Consider the following 18,653-nt stretch of genomic DNA (forward strand, 5'->3'; position numbering starts at 1 on the left):
GCCCTCCCCCGCAAGCGGGAGAGGGGCGAGGGCTCCCCCCCCCGATTTGCCCGCTCTTAGACGCTGGGCTATGGAACGTCGGCGGTGAGACGTGAAAACGTCACGGATCAGGGCGGTAAAGAATGGGTTTGGCTTACCGGGCCGACGTGGACGGCCTGCGGGCGCTTGCGATCGTGCCCGTCGTTTTGTTCCACATCCACCTGTCGGCCTTCCCGGGCGGCTATGTGGGCGTCGATATCTTCTTCGTGATATCGGGGTACCTCATCACGGCCATCCTGTTCCGGGACATGAAGGCCGGCCGCTTCAGCCTGCTCGATTTCTACGATCGCCGCATCCGCCGCATCTTTCCGGCGTTGTTCGTGGTGCTCGTCGCCACCACGCTGGCCGCCGTCTTCATCATGGTGCCGTCCGACCTGCTGCTCTATGCGCGCAGCCTCAGGGCCACCACCCTGTTCTTCTCGAACATCTATTTCGCGAAGAATCTCAACTATTTCCAGCCTGAGGCCGACCTCAACCCGCTGCTCCATACCTGGTCGCTGGCGGTGGAGGAGCAGTTCTACATCTTCTTCCCGCTCATCCTGTTCGCGCTGATCCGCTGGGTGCGGCCGAACCTGTTGCGGCCCATCATCCTCGTGCTGATCGTGGCGTCGCTGGCCCATGCCGAAATCCGGCTGTCGCGCAATCCCATCGAGAGCTTCTTTTCCCTGCCGACGCGGGCGTGGGAGCTGCTGATCGGCTCCGCCTTGGCGCTGGGGCTCGTGCCTTTGGTGACGCCGCGCAAGGGGGCCTGGCTGTCGCTGGCGGGCCTCGCGCTGATCGTTTGCGCCATCGCCTTCTATGACCGGCACACGCGCTTTCCCGGCCTCGCGGCGCTGGCGCCGTGCCTTGGGGCGGCGCTGATCCTCCATGGCGGGGCCTCGGGGGCGAAGGGCATCGTGCAGCGGATGCTGGCCTCGCCAGTGCCGGTGTTCTTCGGGCGCATCTCCTATTCGCTGTACCTGTGGCATTGGCCGCTGCTGGTGCTGATCGGCTATTATCTTGAGCGGCACCTGTCCCCCACCGAAGGCCTCATGATCGCGGCCGTGAGCGTGGGCCTTGCCACGCTCTCCCTGTTCTATGTGGAAGCCCCCTTCCGCAAACGCCACCGGGCCGGCACCAGCCGGTGGATTCCGGTGTGGGCGGGGGGCGCGGCCATGGCGCTGGTGGTGGCGTTCGCGCTCACCGCCATCGCCCGCGACGGGCGGTTCTGGCCCATGTCCGCCTTCGCCCAGCAGGCCGATGCGCTGGCCCGCGCGCAGGACCCCTATATGTCGTGGTGCAGCGCGCCGCTCAGCGGCCCCATGCGCATGCCGGCCAAGCCCCAATGCGTGGTCGGCCGGCAGGCGGCGGCGCCATCGGGCGCGTCAGGGGAAGCCGCCCTGCCGGCGTTCGACGTGCTGCTGTGGGGTGATTCCCATGCCAGCGCGCTCATGGCCGGGCTCGGCGAAGCCGCCACCAGGGCCGACGCTTCCATCCGCCTGGTGATGCTGCCGGCCTGTCCGCCGCTGGGCGAGGTGGTGACCCTGCACGAGAGCATCAAGGGGCTGGAGCGCCAATGCCCGGCCTTCAACCGTGGGGTGCTGGAGCTGATTGCCGAGAAGCGGCCGAAGCTCGTCGTCATGGCCGGCCGCTGGTCGCCCTGGACCAGCCTGCAGCCGGGATTCGCCATCCGCGATGGCAATGACCGCTACCTCTCGGCGGAGGAGGCGCGGGCGGAATTTGCGCGCGGGCTGGCCCGCAGCGTGGAGGGGGTGACGCGGCTCGGCATTCCTGTGGTGCTGGTGGGGCAGGTGCCGGAATTCGGCTTTTCGCCGCCCCATTGCATCACCCGCGCCGAATTTTCCGGCGCCGACACCGCCCGCTGCCTGAGCCAGGACCGGGAGAAGACCCTGGCCGGGCTCGCCGCCTCCAACCAGGTGCTGCTGGATGTTGCCAAAGGCAATCCGCTGGTGACCACGGTGCTACTCTCCGACCGCTTCTGCGGCAAGGAGAACTGCCCCGCCATGGAGGCCGGCACGCTGATCTATCGCGATCCCAACCACCTAAGCGTCGAGGGCTCGCGCGCCGCCGCCGGCTTCATCAATCTCGCCGGCATTCTGCGCGCCGCGGCCGGCGGCCAGCAGGCGGCGGGGCAGGGGACAGGACAGGCCCCGCCCCCGGCCATCCGCTGAGGGGACAGCGCGGGCTCAGTCCTGGTCGAGCAGGCCGGCGAGCTTGAGGGCCACGCCCTGGGAGCCTTCCACCTTCAGCCGCCCGGTGGAAAACGCCATCAGCGGGCCCATGCGGCCGGTGATGAGCTTGTCCAGCGTGTCGGTGGAGAGCTTCAGCACCGCATCCGCCTCGCCCGAGCCCTCGCCCACCTCCACCGCGCCGCCGGTGGCATCCAGCAGGATGGCCTCGCCGGTGTCGGTGAGGTCGAAGCGCACCTTGTAGCCGAGCTCCGCGAGCGCAGCGGACCGCTCGCGCATGGCTTCGACGAGGGAGGAAAGATCGGCCATCCGTGTCACCTCAAAAAAAGCCGCCCCGGAAGCGGGGCGGTGGGAGGAAGTCGAGAATCGGTACGTCTGGTTCCGGGGAGCTTGCCCCCTCAGGACAGGACCCCTCAGAACATGGCCTCGTCGAGGGCCATCATGGAGGCCTTTCCGGCCTTGATGGAACCCCACAGCGCCGCCACGTCCGGCAGCAGCTTCTCCATGAAGAAGCGCGCGGTGGCGATCTTGGCATCATAGAAGGCGGCGTCGTCCGGGTTGGAGACGCGCTTCTCGAACGCCACTTCCGCCATGCGCACCCACATGTAGCCCAGCGCCACCATGCCGAACAGGCGCAGATATTGCGTCGCCGCCGCGCCCGCCTCCTCCGGGTCCTTCAGCCCCTTCTCGGCGATGTGGGCGGTGGCGAGCTGGAGCGCGCCGAACGCCTTGGAGAGCGGGGTGATGAGCGGCCCGAGATTCTCGTCGTCGAGCTTGGCGTCCATGTAGTTGAGCACGGGATGGAAGAAGGAGCGCAGATAGCGCCCCATGTGCGCCGGCAGCTTGCGGCCCACGAGGTCGAGGGCCTGCACCCCGTTGGTGCCCTCGTAGATCATGGCGATGCGGGCATCGCGCACATATTGCTCCATTCCGTGGTCGCGGATGTAGCCGTGGCCGCCATAGACCTGCATGCCCATGGAGGTGGCCTCGAAGCCCAGATCCGTGAACAGCGCCTTCACGATGGGGGTCATCAGGGCGGTGAAATCCTCCGCCCGCTGGCGCTCCTGCGGGTCCTGCGCATGCTCCATGAGGTCCAGCGCCCGGGCCACCCAGCCGGCGAGCGCCCGGCAGCCCTCGTTGTAGGCGCGCATGGTCATGAGCGTGCGCCGCACGTCGGGATGCACGATGATGGGATCGGCCGGCTTGTCGGGGTGCTTGGCGCCGGAGAGGGCGCGGCCCTGCAGACGCTCTTTAGCGTAGGCCACGGCGGCCTGATAGGCGGCCTCGCCGAGGCCCAGGCCCTGCGTGCCCACGGACAGGCGCTCGGAATTCATCATGGAGAACATGGCGCGCATGCCCTTGTGGGGCTCGCCCACCAGCCATCCGGTGGCCTCGTCGAACGACATCTGGCAGGTGGACGAACCGTGGATGCCCATCTTGTGCTCGATGCCGGTGCAGGTGACACCATTGCGCGGGCCCACGGAGCCATCTTCGCGCGGCAGGAATTTCGGCACCAGGAACAGGGAGATGCCCTTGATGCCCTTGGGCGCGTCCGGCAGGCGGGCCAGCACCAGGTGGATGATGTTCTCCGCCATGTCGTGCTCGCCGGCGGAAATGAAGATCTTGTTGCCGGTGACCTTGTAGGAGCCATCGCCTTTCGGCTCGGCCTTGGTGCGCACGAGGCCGAGGTCGGTGCCGCACTGGGGTTCGGTGAGGCACATGGAGCCGGACCACACGCCATCCACCATCTTCGGCAAAAAGCGGTCCTTCAGCTCCTGCGAGGCGTGATTCTTCAGCGCCTCATAGGCGCCGTGGGTGAGGCCGGGGCAGATGCCGAAGGCAAGGTTGCCGGAGCAAAGCATCTCCTCCACCAGCTTGTTCAGGCTCGCGGGCAGGCCCTGGCCGCCATATTGGGGATCGCAGGCGATGCCGTTCCAGCCGCCCGCGCAGAACGCCTTGTAGGCTTCCTTGAAGCCCTTGGGCGTGCGCACCACGCCGTTCTCATAGGTGCAGCCCTCCAGGTCGCCGGACTGGTTGAGGGGGGCGAGCACTTCGGTGACGAATTTTCCGGCTTCTTCCAGCACGGCGTCGATGAGGTCGGGGGTGACCTCCTCAAGGCCCTTGAGGGTGGACAGCTCCGCGCTGCCATGCAGCTCGTGGAGGACGAAGCGCATGTCGCGCAGCGGCGGTGTGTAGACCTGCATGGCGTTTTGCTCCCTGATCTATCTGATTTGCATCGCCATGCCGCCAACTCGGGCGCGCGGCGATGACGGACGGATTGATACGCAGATTACGGCGCGCGATTTCGAGCCACGCGTCCCGCTATTCTGCTTTCAGTTCTTCGCCATCATCATAGCGATTATTCTCGGGCTATTTATGCCGAGCATTACTATTTTATCGGACGCATAAATAACGTAGCATTCGTCTAATTTCTGGTCGGGTAAGGTGAGCCTCAATCTGAGGCAGCCATCTTCGGTCTCCCAACGTCCGTATCTTGGGATCCGATCTTGCGAGATGCCCGCGAATTGATGCTTGGCCTCGAACTTCAGCTCGCCATTGGGAAGAAACGTGAAGATTCCACCGCTCAGTGCGGCCATGGTAAAGGCACTGCCGACCACGTATGGCGCTATCTCCTCTGTCCCGATCTTGCGGAACGGAGACGACGACGGCAGTTCCTCCCCGGCCTTGTGTGCCTCGTTGACGAGGGGCAGGGCACGCATGACTTCGGCCCACCGGTCCCTGTCGGTGTCCGCAGCCGCCGGAGCGACCGCGAGACCGACGCCGAGGGACGCGACGCAGACGAAACGGACGAGCCCTGCCACCCGCATTGCTCTATCCCTCAGTTCCGCAGCGGCCGCCCGGTTTCGAGAATGTGCTCGATCCGGTCCAGGGTGGCCGTGGTGCGGATCAGCTTCATGAAGCCGTCCCGCTCCAGCTCCAGCAGCTTGGCGGCGGGCACCGGCTCGATGTGGTCGGCGCTGCCGCCGGTGAGCACTTCCGCCAGCACGCCGGAGACCACGGTGTCGTGCTTCGTCGCCATGCCGCGCTTGGCGAAGCCCGCCACCGCCATGTCCATGGCCACCTTGCCGGTGGGACCCGGCAGGAAGAATTCCACGGGCTTGGGCGGCGCATAGCCCTCCAACAGCGCCAGGGCCTTGGCCTTGGCGTCGGCAAGCAGCCGGTCGCGGTTCATGGTGATGCCGTCGCCCTCGCGCAGGAATTTCAGCTCCTTGGCCTCGGCGGCGGATTTCGCCACCGTGGCGGTGGAGACCGTCTCGAACACCTTGGAGGGCGCCGGCATGGGCCCCTTGGGGAATTTCGGGTCGGTGGCCCAGCGCTCCAGCATGGCGGTGCAGCCGCCCCAGGCGGGCAGCACGCCCACGCCGCATTCCACCAGGCCGATATAGCTCTCCGCATGGGCCTGCACGGCGCTGGCGTGGAGCAGGATCTCGCACCCGCCGCCGAGCGCCAGCCCCGAGGGGGCCGCCACCACGGGGAAGGGAGCGTATTTCATGTCCTGGTAGGTCTTCTGCCCAGCGGCCACCAGCTTCTCCACCTCGCCGAAGGCGCCGATGTTGCAGGCAAACAGCGCAAGGCCGAGATTGGCGCCCACCGAGAAGTTCGAGCCCTCGTTATAGATGACGAGGGCCTTGTGCTTGTCTTTCACCAGCTTCAGCGCCTTGCCGAGCAAGGTGATGATGCCCTCGTCCAGCGAATTGCTCTTGGAGGTGAATTCCAGGCACACCACCCCGTCGCCGATATCCCACAAAGCGGCAGAGCCGTTCTTCAGCAGCGGCTGGGACTTGAGCTTGATGTCGGCCAGCAGCAGCACGCCGTCCGGGCGGACGATGTCGCGATAGCTGCCGTCCAAGGCGAGATACTGCCGCGTGCCGTTCTCCACCCGGTAGAAGGGGGTGTCCGCCGCCAGCGCCAGCAGGGCCGGGACCTCCTCGCCGTCGGCCGCCAGCAGGCTCTTGAGCCGGGCGGCGCCGATCTTGTCGATCAGCTCGAACGGGCCGAATTTCCAGTTGTAGCCAAGGCGCATGGCATCATCGATGGCGACGATGTCGTCCGCCGCCTCGGGCACCAGCCGCGCCGCATAGGCCAGCGTCTTCGCCATGACCGAGCGGGCATAGCGCCCCGCCGTGCCGGGGGCTTCGAGGAGGGCGAAGATGTCCTTGCCCCCGCCATCCTCCAGCTCCGGCACGCTGGCCTTTTCCTGCGGGCGATAGGCGCCGGTGGAAAGGTCGATGGCCTCTTTCGCCTTGCCGCCGTTGTCGCGGTTGAGCCGATAGAAGCCGCCCTTGCCCTTGCGGCCGGTATAGCCGGTCTCGATCATCTTCGAGATCAGCGGCTCGTCGCGCAGGGTGGCGTGGAACGGGTCGGACAGGGGCAGGGCGCGTTTCAGCGAGCCCTGCACATGGGGCATCAGGTCGAGGCCCACGAGATCGATGAGGCCGAACACGCCGGTCTTGGGGAAGCCGAAGGGCCGGCCCATCACCGCGTCCGCCTCCTCCACCTTGAGGCCGAGGCGGAAGGCCTCGCCCACGGCGAGCTGGAGCCAGTAGGTGCCGAGCCGGTTGGCGATGAAGCCGGGGGTGTCCTTGCAGGTCACCACCGTCTTGCCCAGCTTCACGTCGGCAAAGCGGGCGACCGCAGCGACGGTGGCCGGATTGGTGTCGGCGCCGGCCACGATCTCCAGCAGCCGCATGTAGCGCGGCGGGTTGAAGAAGTGGGTGATGAGGAAGTCGCGCTTGAAGCTGTCCGGCAGCCCGGCGGTGAGATCGCCCAGCGGGATGGTGGAGGTGTTGGACGACACCGCCGAGCCGGGGCGGCGGGCGGCCTCGATCTTGGCGTAGAGCGCCTGCTTGATGTCGAGGCGCTCGATCACCGCCTCCACGATCCAGTCGCAGGAGGCAAGATCGCCGAGGTTGTCCTCGATATTGCCGGCGGTCACCAGCCTGGCGGCGCGCTTCGACATGAAGGCGGCGGGATCGGCCTTCAGCAGCTTCTCCACCGCCTTTTCGGCGATGGCGTTGCGATTGGCGGCCCCCTCCGGGACGATGTCGAGGAGCAGCACCTCGACCCCCGCATTGGCCACATGGGCGGCAATGCCTGCGCCCATGACGCCGGCGCCGATGACGGCCACCTTCTTGATGTCGAAGCCGCCGATGTCAGTGAAGGTCTTGATATCGCTTACGTTGGTCATGACGCGCCCCCTCAGACGCGTTCGAGCACGGTGGCGATGCCCTGTCCGCCGCCGATGCACTGGGTGGCGAGGGCATAGCGCCCGCCCTCCCGCTTCAGCAACGACGCGGCCTTGCCGACGATGCGCGCGCCGGTGGCGCCCAGCGGATGGCCGAGGGCGATGGCGCCGCCGTCGATGTTGAGGGTCTCGTCGCGGACGCCGAGTTCGCGTTGGCAGGCGAGGGCTTGGGAGGCGAAGGCCTCGTTCAGCTCGACCACGTCGATCTGGGAGATGTCGATGCCGGCGCGGGTCAGCGCCTTCTTCGTCGCCGCCACCGGGCCGATGCCCATGATCTCCGGCGCGCAGCCGGCAACCGCAACGCTTTTCAGCCGGGCGAGGGGCTCCAGGCCATGCTTCTGCGCATAGTCTTCCGAACACACCAGCACGGCGGACGCGCCGTCGGTGAGGGGGGAGGAGGTGCCGGCGGTGACGGTGCCGTGCTCGTCAAAGGCGGGCTTGAGGCCGGCCAGCTGCTCGGCCGTCGCATCGCGGCGGATGCAGCCGTCCTGGGTCGCGCTTTTGCCGTTGATGCGGATCGGCACGATCTCGCCGGCGAATTTACCGGCGGCCTCGGCCGTGGTTGCTTTCGCGTGGCTTTTCAAGGCGAAAGCGTCCTGGTCGGCACGGGTGATCTGCCATTTGGCGGCGACGTTCTCCGCCGTCTCGCCCATGCCCATGTAGGCCTGCGGGAGCTTGGCGTAGAGCGCCGGATTGGGCATGGGGTTGAAGCCGGTCATGGGCACGCGGCTCATGCTCTCGATGCCGGCGCAGATGAACACATCGCCGGCGCCGAGCTGGATCTGCCCGGCGGCCATGTGCACCGACTGCATGGACGAGCCGCAGAAGCGGTTCACCGTGACCCCGGCGATGCTGTCCGGCAGGCCGGCGATCATGCCGATCAGGCGGGCGATGTTAAAGCCTTGCTCCGCCTCGGGAAAGGCGCAGCCGACGATGAGGTCCTCGATGTCCTCGACCTTGATGCCGGTGCGGGCCACCAGCTCGGCCACCACCTGTGCGGCGAGGTCGTCCGGGCGCACGCGCGCCAGTTCGCCCTTCTTGGCAAGGGCGAAGGGCGAGCGGGCGTACCCCGCAATCACAACGTTTTGCATGGGTTCTCCTGCCTGATGTCTTGTTGGTCCGCGCCGTGAGCACGGTCCGGTCAGGTTGGTTCACCTGGCCAGACGCGGCGCAGCGCGGGGCCGAATGGGGATTCGGTCAGCCGGCGGCCTTCTTGTGGGCCGCCTCCTGTTCGAGAGCGGACAGGGTCTGCTCCTCGATTTCCTTCAGCTCGACGATGCTTTCTTCGAGCGCAAGACGCTGGTCTTCCAGCATTTCGAGACGGACCTGCACCTTCTTGAGGAGCAGGCGCATCTGTTCCGCCTGGCTCGGGTCCATGTCGTAGAGATCGAGGTATTCCTTGATCTCGCGCAGGGAGAAGCCGAGCCGCTTGCCGCGCAGGATGAGGACCATCCGTGCCCGGTCGCGCTTGGTGTACACGCGCATGGTACCGGCGCGGCGCGGGGTGATGAGGGCCTTGTCCTCGTAGAACCGGATCGTGCGCGGGGTCACGGACAGGTCCCGAGCCAGCTCGGTGACCGTGAAGAACGTGTCCGTCAGGGCGCTCCCGGCGCCGCGCTTGCCTGTGGATGCCACGGCCTCACCTATACGTCATCTATCCGCCCCGAAGATACATGCTTTGACCCTCGGCGCAAGCCCCGATTCGGCAGGATTTCATCGCGATCGCGTCATCGGCCGGGGTAGACGCCAGCGCTTGCGGGGGCTTGTGGGAAGGCTTGCCGAAACGCGCGCTTTCGATCGCAAATTGCAAATATCCCGGGTACCCTCACTTCACCCCGGCGGAGAGGTTCAGGCCGGGCAACTGTGGCGCATTTACAACGAGTTTGTCTTTCCCTTGCGATCATCTTCCAGGTTAAATGAACCCAGTTGACGCAGATATTCGTTTAGGCATGTTAGGTGACGTATAGGGCATCGAAAAAACCAATACTGCACTGCAATGTGCCGGGCCCAGAGGAAACTGTCTCAAGAGGGGGTAACCCAATGATGATGCGCGACTGGGCCGTGCGGGCGGCTCGAGTGCTTGTTGTTCCGATGGTCGCTGGCGCGGCCGGGCAGGCGCATGCCGGCGGCTTCGGCCTGCGCGAGCAGAGTTCCTATTACCAGGGCACGGCTTTCGCCGGCACTGCGGCGGGCGGCGAGGGCCTCGCCTCCATGTTCTGGAATCCGGCAGCCATCAGCTTCTCGCCCGGTCTCAGCGTGGAAGGCAATGTCACCTACATTGCGCCCCACGCCTCCTTCGACATCTATTCCGCCACCGCCCCCCTCACCGGGGCCTCGCTGGGGACGACGGGCGTCAGCGACATCGTGGGCAACGGCGTGCTGCCCACCACCTTCATCTCGTATGCCTGGGAAAAATGGGCGGTGGGCTTCTCAGTCACCTCCCCCTTCGGCCTCGTGACCGACGCGCCCTGCGGCTATTCGGGCCGGTATTACGGTTGCTATAACCGTATCTTCGATATGAATGTTCAGGCTTCCGTGGCCTACAAGGTCAATGAGTGGCTGACCATCGGCGGCGGGCTGAATGTCAATTACATCGATGCCAAGCTGACAAACGCGCAGTTCGCCGGCTTTACGCCCCCCGCCAACAATCTATACGCGGAGTTGAATGGCGACGACCTTGGCATTGGCTTCAATCTCGGCGCTTTGTTCACGCTGGTGCCAGGGACGACGATCGGCATCGGCTACAAGTCCTCTATCGACCAGAACCTGTCCGGCACCCTCGACCTGTCCGTGGCCAACGTCACCACGGTCAATCAGATGTACGTCAATGCGGGGCTGACCCTGCCGGATCAGGTGACGGCCTCGTTCCGCTCGCAGCTGACGCCGCAATGGACCGTGCTCGGCACGGTGGAATGGACCAACTGGTCCACGGTCCAGGACCTGGTGGTGACCTCTCGCGGCATCCCGGTGAGCACGCTCGACCTCAGGTGGAACGACGGCTGGTTCTTCTCCGGCGGCGTCGAATACCAGTGGGATCCCAAGCTCGCGCTCCGGGCCGGCATCGCCTACGAGCTGACCCCGGTGCCGGACGAGACGCGCTCGCCGCGCCTGCCCGATACCAACCGGCTGTGGCTGTCGGGGGGCGTCACCTACAATTTCACCCCGCAATTCTCGGTGGACCTCGCCTATACCCACATCTTCGGCGAAAACAGCCCCGTCGCGCTCGACGCGTCCGATACCGGGAACGCGCTGCGCGGCTCGCTGGTGGGCGAGGTGAACGATGGCTATGTGGACATCGTCTCGGTGGGCCTGCGCTACAAGTTCGGTGCTCCGGTCACCGCCGCGCTCATCACCAAGTGAGTGCATGCGCGGCCATCCGCGGCCATTCGTGGCTTGACGGGTGGTCGCACTGCGCCGCCGGGCATGTCGCATTCCTCGTGATCCGGCATTGTGATCCCGGCGCAATCGCGTCGGATACTGCATGACCTTACGTGAGAGGCGAGAGCATGGGCATGTCGCGTTCCAACGCGACGCGAAATTGCTCCAGGCTTCTGTTTGGTCGCTTTTTTAACGCGAACCGGTGCCCACCCCGCCCGGATATGCTCTGCTGTCGACGAGCGTGCGGGACCCCATAAGATGGCACCGGCGGAAGGAGGGACGTCCATGCTCCATCGCACCGATGGCGGGGCCGCGGCCCCCGCGCCCGTGCCCGAGCTTCTCGAGAACAGCGTGGCTGAATTCGGCGACCGCGCCGCGCTCAGCTTCTTCGGCCGCAAATGGACCTATGCCCAGCTCGGCACGCTGGTGAATCAGGTGGCGGCCGGGCTCCAGGCGCAGGGCGTGCACAAGGGCACGAAAGTGGGCCTGTGCCTGCCCAACACGCCTTATTCGGTCATCTTCTTCTTCGCCATCATGAAGGCCGGCGGCACGGTGGTGAATTTCAGCCCGCTCTATGTGGAGCGCGAGCTCAGGCACCAGATCCGCGATTCCGGCACCACCATCATGGTGGTGCCGGACCTGAAGCTGATCCATTCGCGCGTCGCCGCGGTGGCCCAGGAAGCGGGCCTGAAGACCATCATCGTCTGCCCCATGTCGGGCATCCTGCCGTTCCCCAAGGGGCTGCTCTTCAACCTGTTCAAGCGCAAGGAGAAGGCGCAGTTCAGCCTCGGCGACGGCGTGCACCTGGCCTATGGCGCGCTGCTGCGCCATGGCGACCGGCCGCAGCCGGTGGAGGTGGATGTGGAGAACGACGTGGCGGTGCTGCAATATACCGGCGGCACCACCGGCGTGCCCAAGGGCGCCATGCTCACCCATGCCAACATCTCCGCCAATGCGGAGCAGGTGATCACCCACGCGGATTGCCGGCGGATCGGGGTGAAGCGGGTGCTGGGCGTGCTGCCCCTGTTCCACGTCTTCGCCATGCAGACGGTGATGCTGATTCCCATCTGCCTCGGCGCCGAGATCATCCTGGTGCCGCGCTTCCAGCTTGGCGACCTGCTCGACCGCATCGAGCGGGAGAAGCCCACCATGTTCCCGGGCGTGCCCACCATCTATGCCGCCATCAACGGCGTGGCGAACATCGAAAAGCGCGACCTGAAGTCCCTCACCCTGTGCATCTCCGGCGGCGCGCCGCTCCCGGCGGAGGTGCGCGAGCGCTTCGAAAACCTCACCGGCTGCAAGCTGGTGGAGGGCTACGGCCTCAGCGAGACCTCGCCGGTGGTGACCGCCAACCAGCCCCTGGGCCGGGTGAAGGACGGGTCGGTGGGCACGGCCCTGCCGCAGACGGTGATCGAGATTCGCGGCCTTGAGGATGTGCGGCGCATCGTCCCCCAGGGCCAGAAGGGGGAGGTCTGCGTGCGCGGGCCGCAGGTGATGAAGGGCTATTACAATCGCCCGGACGAGACCGCCTCAGCCTTCATCGACGGCGCCCTGCGCACCGGCGACGTGGGCTATCTGGACGAGGACGGCTTCCTCTTCCTCGTGGACCGCATCAAGGATGTGATCCTCTGCGGCGGCTACAATGTTTATCCGCGCGTCATCGAGGAGGCGCTTTACCTGCATCCGGCGGTGGCGGAAGCGGTGGCCATCGGGGTGCCCGATGCGTATCGCGGTCAGGCGCCAAAAGCCTTCGTCACCCTGCGCGCCGACGCCGAGGCCACCCCCGGTGAGCTGATGGATTTCCTCACGGCGCAGATCTCCAAGATCGAGATGCCGAAGGCGGTGGAGATTCGCGACAGCCTGCCCAAGAGCGTGGTGGGCAAGCTCTCCAAGAAGGAGCTGGTGGAGGAAGAGCGCCAGCGCGAGCAAGGGCAGGGCGGGGACGCCGCCTCGGCATAAGACCGTCGGCCGTTGTCTTCGACCGACGCCAAGCGGGTTACGCTCAAACGTCGCCGGCATAAGCCTCCGGTCGGGCGCCTCTCGGCGGCGACCGGAATGCCCCAGGACCAGCGGGGGAGCGTGTTCCGGCTTGCATCACCGGACAGTGCACCCGCGGTTACCACTGCCCACACTTGCCTCGGCAAGCCGGCTCGCGTATATGGCCGGCCATCCCGCACGCGGACATCAGGCCCTACTGGCCATCCGGTGCCCTCTCCCTTTCGGGGGTGGGGGTACGTCCGCGGAGGCTCAACCGGAGAATACCGAAATGGCGCTTCCCGATTATTCGATGCGCCAGCTGCTTGAAGCTGGCGTGCACTTTGGACATCAGTCCCACCGCTGGAACCCCAAGATGGCTCCGTTCATCTTTGGCGTCCGCAACAACATCCACATCATCGACCTGTCGCAGACCGTGCCCGCGCTGCATCGCGCGCTGCAGGCCGTCTCCGACACGGTGGCCCAGGGCGGCCGCGTGCTGTTCGTCGGCACCAAGCGCCAGGCCCAGGAGCAGGTGGCCGACGCCGCCCGCCGCTCCGCCCAGTATTATGTGAACTCCCGCTGGCTCGGCGGCATGCTCACCAACTGGAAGACCATCTCCAACTCCATCGCCCGGCTGAAGAAGCTGGAGGAGATGCTGTCCGGTCCCGAGCAGGGCTCCGGCTACACCAAGAAAGAGCGCCTGACCCTGTCCCGTGAAAAGGACAAGCTGGACAAGGCCCTCGGCGGCATCCGCGACATGGGCGGCCTGCCCGACCTGCTGTTCGTCATCGACACGAACAAGGAAGACATCGCCGTGAAGGAGGCCCAGCGCCTCGGCATCCCGGTGGCGGCCATCCTCGACACCAATTGCGATCCGGACGGCATCGCCTTCCCGGTTCCCGGCAATGACGACGCCGGCCGCGCCATCCAGCTCTATTGCGAGCTGGTTGCCCGCGCCGCCATCGACGGCATCGGCCGCGGCCACAGCGATCTCGGCTTCGATACCGGCGCCGAAGAGGCCCCGCTGGTGGAAGACCTGCCGGTGGAACCCAGCGCCTGGTCGACCTTCGAGCCCCTGTCGGGTCCGCGCGGCGTTGCCGACGACCTGAAGAAGCTCACCGGCGTCAGCCCCGAGATCGAGCAGAAGCTCAACGATCTCGGCGTGTTCCACTTCGGCCAGGTGGCCGGGCTCGACGCGATCGACGCCCACCGCATCGGCGAGGAAGTGGGACTGCCCGGCCGCGTCGACGGCTGGGTGGCCCAGGCCAAGGAATTGTCTGCCGAGGTCGAGTGACCTTGTCGCAGATCTGATAGCGAATCGAGAGTAATGGGGCGCCTGGGGCGCCCCCACGGCCGGCTCGGGCACCTCCCTGGCCGGCCGTGGCGCGAGAAGAAGGGATTTTTGACATGGCTGCGATCACCGCCGGGCTGGTGAAGGAACTGCGCGACAAGACCGGCGCAGGCATGATGGATTGCAAGTCCGCGCTCACCGAGACGAACGGCGACATCGAGGCCGCCATCGACTGGCTGCGCAAGAAGGGCCTCGCCAAGGCCGCCAAGAAGGCCGGCCGCGTGGCCGCCGAGGGTCTGGTGGCGGTGGAATCCTCCGGTCACTACGCCGCCGCCGTGGAAGTGAATGCGGAAACCGACTTCGTCGCCCGCAACCCCGACTTCCAGGCGTTCGTGCGCGAAGTGGCCAAGGTCGCCCTCAACACCGACGGCACCGTGGAAGCGGTGGCTGCCGCCAAGTTCCCCGGCGAGAGCGTCACCGTTGCCGAGCGCCTGACCGCGCTCATCGCCACCATCGGCGAGAACATGACGCTGCGCCGCTCGGCCAAGCTGTCCGTGTCGGCCGGCGTCATCGCCAGCTACGTGCACGGCGCGGTGGTGGAAGGCCAGGGCCGCATCGGCGTGCTGGTGGCGCTCGAGTCCACCGGCGACGTGGAGAAGCTCTCCACCCTCGGCCGCCAGATCGCCATGCACATCGCCGCGCTGAACCCGCTGGCGCTGGATGCTTCGGGCATCTCCGAGGAGACCATCGCCCGCGAGAAGGCCATCCTGCTCGAGAAGCACCAGGGCAAGCCCGCCAACGTCCAGGACAAGATCGCCGAAAGCGGCATCAAGAGCTTCTTCAAGGAGGTCACCCTCCTCGACCAGGCCTTCGTGCACGACGGCTCCAAGTCCGTCTCCCAGGTGCTGAAGGAGGCCGAGGGCCAGGTCGGCGCGCCGCTCAAGCTCACCGGCTTCGTGCGCTTCGCCCTGGGCGAGGGCATCGAGAAGGAAGAGACCGATTTCGCGGCCGAGGTGGCGGCCGCCGCCGGCCAGTCCTGATCAGCGTTTCGTTCTGACGAGAGCGATTTCCGTTCGCACCAGCTCACGGAAGTCGCTCTCGAGTCTTGTGCTAACGCGTTTTCTTCACGCGAACCGATAATCGCTTCGCGCGAAAACGCTCTCAAGGGCAAGGGGGGCTCGCATGACCGTTTCCACGGCGGACGATTCGGACTTCCCGGAGCCCCCGGCGCCGTTCGCGGCACCGGGCCTCCCTTACCCCCGCATCCTGGTGAAGGTTTCCGGCGAAGCCCTGATGGGCTCGGAGCCCTTCGGCCTCCACCCGCCCACCGTGGCCCGCATTGCCCGCGACCTGGTCGCGGCCCGTGCGTTCGGCTGCGAGGTGGCGGTGGTGGTGGGCGGCGGCAACATCCTGCGCGGTGCCCGGGTGGCCGGTGAGGACCTCGATCGCGCCACCGCCGACCACATGGGCATGCTGGCCACCGTCATGAACGGCCTCGCGCTTGAGGCCGCCATCGAGGCCGCCGGCGCACCGGCCCGCACCCTGTCCGCGATTCCCATGCCCACCGTCTGCGAGCCCTATGCCCGCCAGCCGGCGCGGCGGCACCTGCGGCGCGGCCGCATCGTGGTGCTCACCGGCGGCACCGGCAATCCCTATTTCACCACGGATACCGGCGCGGTCCTGCGCGCCGCCGAGCTGGATTGCGACGCGGTGCTCAAGGCCACCAACGTGGACGGCGTCTACACCGCCGACCCGAAGAAGGATCCGACCGCCACGCGCTACGACCGCATCACCCACGACGAGGCGCTGGCCCGCGACCTCAAGGTGATGGATGCGGCCGCCTTCGCCCTTGCCCGCGAGGCGGCGTTGCCGATAATCGTGTTCGACATTCGTGAGCCGGGCGCCATCGCCACGGCCGCGAAGGGTGAAGGCCGCGTGACGGTCGTCGCCCCCTGAGCGTGCCGTGCGCGGGGCGGTTCCGCTCCCGCACACCATCGGGGCAAAGGACCGCGAAAGGGCCGCGGTCGTTGGCTGGGATCTGGGTTGGGGTTTAGGCTGGAATCGTAGGCCGGACTTGCGCCGGAAGGGCCGGACGGTTTGGGGCGGCGGCTTTCACCGCACCTTTGACCGGCCGCATCTGCGACGGGCGCTGTGCACCGCATCTGCGCGCTGCCATCAAGAAGCCGTACCATCCTGTCATCCGCGCCGGCGCCAGTCTTTTGCCCGGAGCCCCGCATCCTGACGCGGGGTTCGTCCATTGGCATGGAAACCGAAACGTTTCCATGCCAATGGACGAACCCCGACCACAGACTACAGAGGTTAGCCATGACCACCGGGACCTTCGAGATGTCCGATCTCAAGCGCCGCATGCAGGGCGCTGTCGGCGTGCTCAGGGACGAATTGGGCGGGCTGCGCACCGGGCGCGCCTCCGCCAGCCTGCTCGACCCCATCACCGTCGAGGCCTACGGCGCGCGCATGCCGCTGAACCAGGTCGCCACCGTATCGGTGCCGGAAGCGCGCCTGCTGTCGGTGCAGGTGTGGGACCGCGCCATGGTGAACGCGGTTGAAAAGGCCATCCGCGACAGCAATCTCGGCCTCAACCCCAACACCGAGGGCCAGGTGCTGCGCCTGCGCATCCCCGAGCTGAACCAGGAGCGCCGCCAGGAACTGGTGAAGGTCGCCCACAAATATGCCGAGGCGGCCAAGGTCGCGGTGCGGCATGTGCGTCGCGACGGCATGGACCACCTCAAGAAGGTGGAAAAGGACGGCGAGATGAGTTCCGATGATCTCGACCGCCTGTCCAAGGACGTGCAGAAGGCCACCGACGAGGCCATCGCCGAGATCGACCAGACGCTCGCCCAGAAGGAAAAGGAAATCCTTTCGGTCTGAGGAGCCGCGCGTGAGCCCGGAGCAAGCCATGTCCCTACGCGCCGCTGCGGGCGAGGCCGCCGTTACCCAACGGTCGCCGGCCGTCGTCCCGGTGCATGTGGGCGTGATCATGGACGGCAACGGGCGCTGGGCCACCTCGCGCAAGCTGCCGCGGGTGGAAGGCCACCGGCGCGGGGTGGAAGCGCTGCGCCGCTGCGTGCGTGCCGCCCGCGAGGTGGGCATTCGCTTCCTCACCATCTACAGCTTCTCGTCGGAGAACTGGTCGCGGCCGGTGACCGAGGTGAAGGAGCTGATGGGGCTCCTGAAGCTGTTCCTGCGCCATGACCTTGCTGACCTGCACGCCGATAATGTGCGGGTGAAGGTGATCGGCGAGCGGGACAATCTCGCCCCCGATATCCGCCAATTGCTGGTGGATGCGGAGGCGTTGACCTGCAACAACACCGGCCTCACCCTGGTGGTGGCGTTCAATTACGGCTCGCGGCAGGAGATCGCGGCGGCGGTCTCGCGCATCGCGGCGGATGTCGCCGCCGGTCGGGTGCGGCCCGAGGACGTGGACGTGGACATGATCTCCCAGCGGCTCGAAACCGCCGGCATCCCCGATCCCGACCTCATCGTGCGCACCTCCGGCGAGCAGCGGCTGTCCAACTTCCTGCTCTGGCAGGCGGCCTATTCGGAGTTCGTCTTCCTGCCCATCTACTGGCCCGACTTCGACAAGGCGGCCCTGCTCTCGGCCATCGACGAATATGCCCGGCGGGAACGGCGGTTCGGCGGCACCACCAAGTGTCCCGGGCCCTGATGCCCGTGAATTTCGGTGCCGATCTCAAGCATCGGACGCTCTCCGCGCTCGTCCTCGTGCCGGTTGTGCTCCTGGCCGCCTATCTGGGCGGCATCCCGTTCGCCATCCTGTGGGTGCTGGCCGGGGGCGCCATTCTCTATGAATGGGCCACCCTGGCGCAGCTGGACAACCGGCCGCTCTATCTCGGCATCGGCGGGCTGGCGCTGATCGGCGGCGGGGTCCTCGCCGTGCTTGAGATGCCGGGCCACGTCTTCAGCGCCGTCGCCCTTGGGGCGGCGGCCTGCGCGCTGGCGGTGCCGCGCCAGAGTGCCTGGGCCATGACCGGCCTGATCGTCGCCGGGAGCGCGGCCCTTCCCGTGGTGATTCTGCGCGGCGAGACGCCGCTGGGCCTTATCGCCGTGCTGTTCCTGTGCGCGGTGGTGTGGGCGACCGACATCTTCGCCTATTTCACCGGCCGCGCGCTGGGCGGGCCCAAGCTGTGGCCGCGGGTTTCCCCCAACAAGACCTGGTCGGGCGCCATCGGCGGCACGCTTGCGGGCATGGCGGCGGGCGTGCTGGTGGCGACGATTCCCGGCGGGGCCGCGCTGCTGCCGGTGGCCGGCCTCGCGCTGGGGCTCAGCATCGTCAGCCAGGCCGGCGACCTTGCCGAATCCGCGCTCAAGCGGCTGTTCGGCGTGAAGGATGCGAGCCGCCTCATTCCTGGCCATGGCGGGCTGCTCGACCGGCTCGACGGATTCGCGGCCGCCGCGCTGGCCGCCGTGGTGCTGGCGCTCCTGCGCAATGCGAGCGATCCGGCGGCCGGACTGCTCTTGTGGTAGGACCTGTGTC

General features: G+C 66.9%; 15 protein-coding genes. 9 read left to right on the top strand and 6 right to left on the bottom strand.

The window, feature by feature from the left end; all coding sequences use genetic code 11:
• Positions 1–122 precede the first annotated feature (122 nt).
• A complete protein-coding gene (locus K9U41_RS05595) occupies positions 123–2,210 on the top strand; it encodes an acyltransferase family protein (RefSeq protein ID WP_282639868.1) in 2,088 nt (695 codons plus the stop codon).
• A 15-nt stretch (positions 2,211–2,225) separates the two neighbouring features.
• Here the strand turns inward: K9U41_RS05595 and K9U41_RS05600 are convergent, their stop codons facing one another.
• The 6 genes from K9U41_RS05600 to K9U41_RS05625 form a co-directional block, all read right to left on the bottom strand.
• Entirely contained in the window at positions 2,226–2,537 is a 312-nt protein-coding gene (locus K9U41_RS05600; protein WP_282639869.1) for an SCP2 sterol-binding domain-containing protein, read from the bottom strand.
• A gap of 104 nt (positions 2,538–2,641) precedes the next feature.
• A complete protein-coding gene (locus K9U41_RS05605; protein ID WP_282639870.1) occupies positions 2,642–4,432 on the bottom strand; it encodes an acyl-CoA dehydrogenase C-terminal domain-containing protein in 1,791 nt (596 codons plus the stop codon).
• Between the two features lie 129 nt (positions 4,433–4,561).
• A complete protein-coding gene (locus K9U41_RS05610) occupies positions 4,562–5,056 on the bottom strand; it encodes a hypothetical protein (RefSeq protein WP_282639871.1) in 495 nt (164 codons plus the stop codon).
• 11 nt (positions 5,057–5,067) lie between these two features.
• On the bottom strand, positions 5,068–7,437 hold the full coding sequence (locus K9U41_RS05615) for a 3-hydroxyacyl-CoA dehydrogenase/enoyl-CoA hydratase family protein (protein ID WP_282639872.1): 2,370 nt from the start codon (positions 7,435–7,437) through the stop codon (positions 5,068–5,070).
• 11 nt (positions 7,438–7,448) lie between these two features.
• Positions 7,449–8,585, bottom strand: a complete 1,137-nt coding sequence (locus K9U41_RS05620; protein ID WP_282639873.1) for a thiolase family protein — start codon at positions 8,583–8,585, stop codon at positions 7,449–7,451.
• A 106-nt stretch (positions 8,586–8,691) separates the two neighbouring features.
• Entirely contained in the window at positions 8,692–9,129 is a 438-nt protein-coding gene (locus K9U41_RS05625) for a MerR family transcriptional regulator (RefSeq protein ID WP_282639874.1), read from the bottom strand.
• A 441-nt stretch (positions 9,130–9,570) separates the two neighbouring features.
• Between K9U41_RS05625 and K9U41_RS05630 the strand changes: the two genes are divergently transcribed.
• The 8 genes from K9U41_RS05630 to K9U41_RS05665 all read left to right on the top strand — a co-directional run bounded on the left by K9U41_RS05630 (position 9,571) and on the right by K9U41_RS05665 (position 18,643).
• On the top strand, positions 9,571–10,854 hold the full coding sequence (locus tag K9U41_RS05630; protein WP_282639875.1) for an OmpP1/FadL family transporter: 1,284 nt from the start codon (positions 9,571–9,573) through the stop codon (positions 10,852–10,854).
• Positions 10,855–11,157: 303 nt separating this feature from the next.
• Positions 11,158–12,831: a long-chain-fatty-acid--CoA ligase gene (locus K9U41_RS05635; protein WP_282639876.1), complete on the top strand. Its 1,674-nt coding sequence runs from the start codon at positions 11,158–11,160 to the stop codon at positions 12,829–12,831.
• A 307-nt stretch (positions 12,832–13,138) separates the two neighbouring features.
• Positions 13,139–14,143, top strand: a complete 1,005-nt coding sequence (locus K9U41_RS05640; RefSeq protein WP_282639877.1) for a 30S ribosomal protein S2 — start codon at positions 13,139–13,141, stop codon at positions 14,141–14,143.
• 113 nt (positions 14,144–14,256) lie between these two features.
• Positions 14,257–15,180, top strand: coding sequence for a translation elongation factor Ts (gene tsf, locus K9U41_RS05645; RefSeq protein ID WP_282639878.1), 924 nt, complete (start codon positions 14,257–14,259; stop codon positions 15,178–15,180).
• 142 nt (positions 15,181–15,322) lie between these two features.
• Positions 15,323–16,096, top strand: coding sequence for a UMP kinase (pyrH, locus tag K9U41_RS05650; protein WP_282639879.1), 774 nt, complete (start codon positions 15,323–15,325; stop codon positions 16,094–16,096).
• A 369-nt stretch (positions 16,097–16,465) separates the two neighbouring features.
• Entirely contained in the window at positions 16,466–17,029 is a 564-nt protein-coding gene (gene frr, locus K9U41_RS05655) for a ribosome recycling factor (protein WP_282639880.1), read from the top strand.
• A gap of 28 nt (positions 17,030–17,057) precedes the next feature.
• Positions 17,058–17,825: an isoprenyl transferase gene (locus K9U41_RS05660; RefSeq protein WP_282639881.1), complete on the top strand. Its 768-nt coding sequence runs from the start codon at positions 17,058–17,060 to the stop codon at positions 17,823–17,825.
• Positions 17,810–18,643 (top strand): phosphatidate cytidylyltransferase, encoded by an 834-nt coding sequence (locus K9U41_RS05665; RefSeq protein ID WP_282639882.1) that lies wholly within the window; start codon positions 17,810–17,812, stop codon positions 18,641–18,643. The genes K9U41_RS05660 and K9U41_RS05665 overlap by 16 nt, the downstream gene beginning before the upstream one ends.
• The last annotated feature ends 10 nt before the right edge of the window (positions 18,644–18,653 follow it).

Source organism: Xanthobacter autotrophicus, from assembly GCF_029991245.1.
Lineage (GTDB): Bacteria > Pseudomonadota > Alphaproteobacteria > Rhizobiales > Xanthobacteraceae > Xanthobacter > Xanthobacter autotrophicus_C.

What these genes read in the sequence shown, in the direction of transcription:
- K9U41_RS05595 (WP_282639868.1), top strand. Translation starts at nt 123, where the DNA reads ATGGGTTTGGCTTACCGGGCCGACGTGGACGGCCTGCGGGCGCTTGCG.
- K9U41_RS05600 (WP_282639869.1), bottom strand. Translation starts at nt 2,537, where the DNA reads ATGGCCGATCTTTCCTCCCTCGTCGAAGCCATGCGCGAGCGGTCCGCT.
- K9U41_RS05605 (WP_282639870.1), bottom strand. Translation starts at nt 4,432, where the DNA reads ATGCAGGTCTACACACCGCCGCTGCGCGACATGCGCTTCGTCCTCCAC.
- K9U41_RS05610 (WP_282639871.1), bottom strand. Translation starts at nt 5,056, where the DNA reads ATGCGGGTGGCAGGGCTCGTCCGTTTCGTCTGCGTCGCGTCCCTCGGC.
- K9U41_RS05615 (WP_282639872.1), bottom strand. Translation starts at nt 7,437, where the DNA reads ATGACCAACGTAAGCGATATCAAGACCTTCACTGACATCGGCGGCTTC.
- K9U41_RS05620 (WP_282639873.1), bottom strand. Translation starts at nt 8,585, where the DNA reads ATGCAAAACGTTGTGATTGCGGGGTACGCCCGCTCGCCCTTCGCCCTT.
- K9U41_RS05635 (WP_282639876.1), top strand. Translation starts at nt 11,158, where the DNA reads ATGCTCCATCGCACCGATGGCGGGGCCGCGGCCCCCGCGCCCGTGCCC.
- K9U41_RS05640 (WP_282639877.1), top strand. Translation starts at nt 13,139, where the DNA reads ATGGCGCTTCCCGATTATTCGATGCGCCAGCTGCTTGAAGCTGGCGTG.
- tsf (WP_282639878.1), top strand. Translation starts at nt 14,257, where the DNA reads ATGGCTGCGATCACCGCCGGGCTGGTGAAGGAACTGCGCGACAAGACC.
- pyrH (WP_282639879.1), top strand. Translation starts at nt 15,323, where the DNA reads ATGACCGTTTCCACGGCGGACGATTCGGACTTCCCGGAGCCCCCGGCG.
- frr (WP_282639880.1), top strand. Translation starts at nt 16,466, where the DNA reads ATGACCACCGGGACCTTCGAGATGTCCGATCTCAAGCGCCGCATGCAG.
- K9U41_RS05660 (WP_282639881.1), top strand. Translation starts at nt 17,058, where the DNA reads ATGTCCCTACGCGCCGCTGCGGGCGAGGCCGCCGTTACCCAACGGTCG.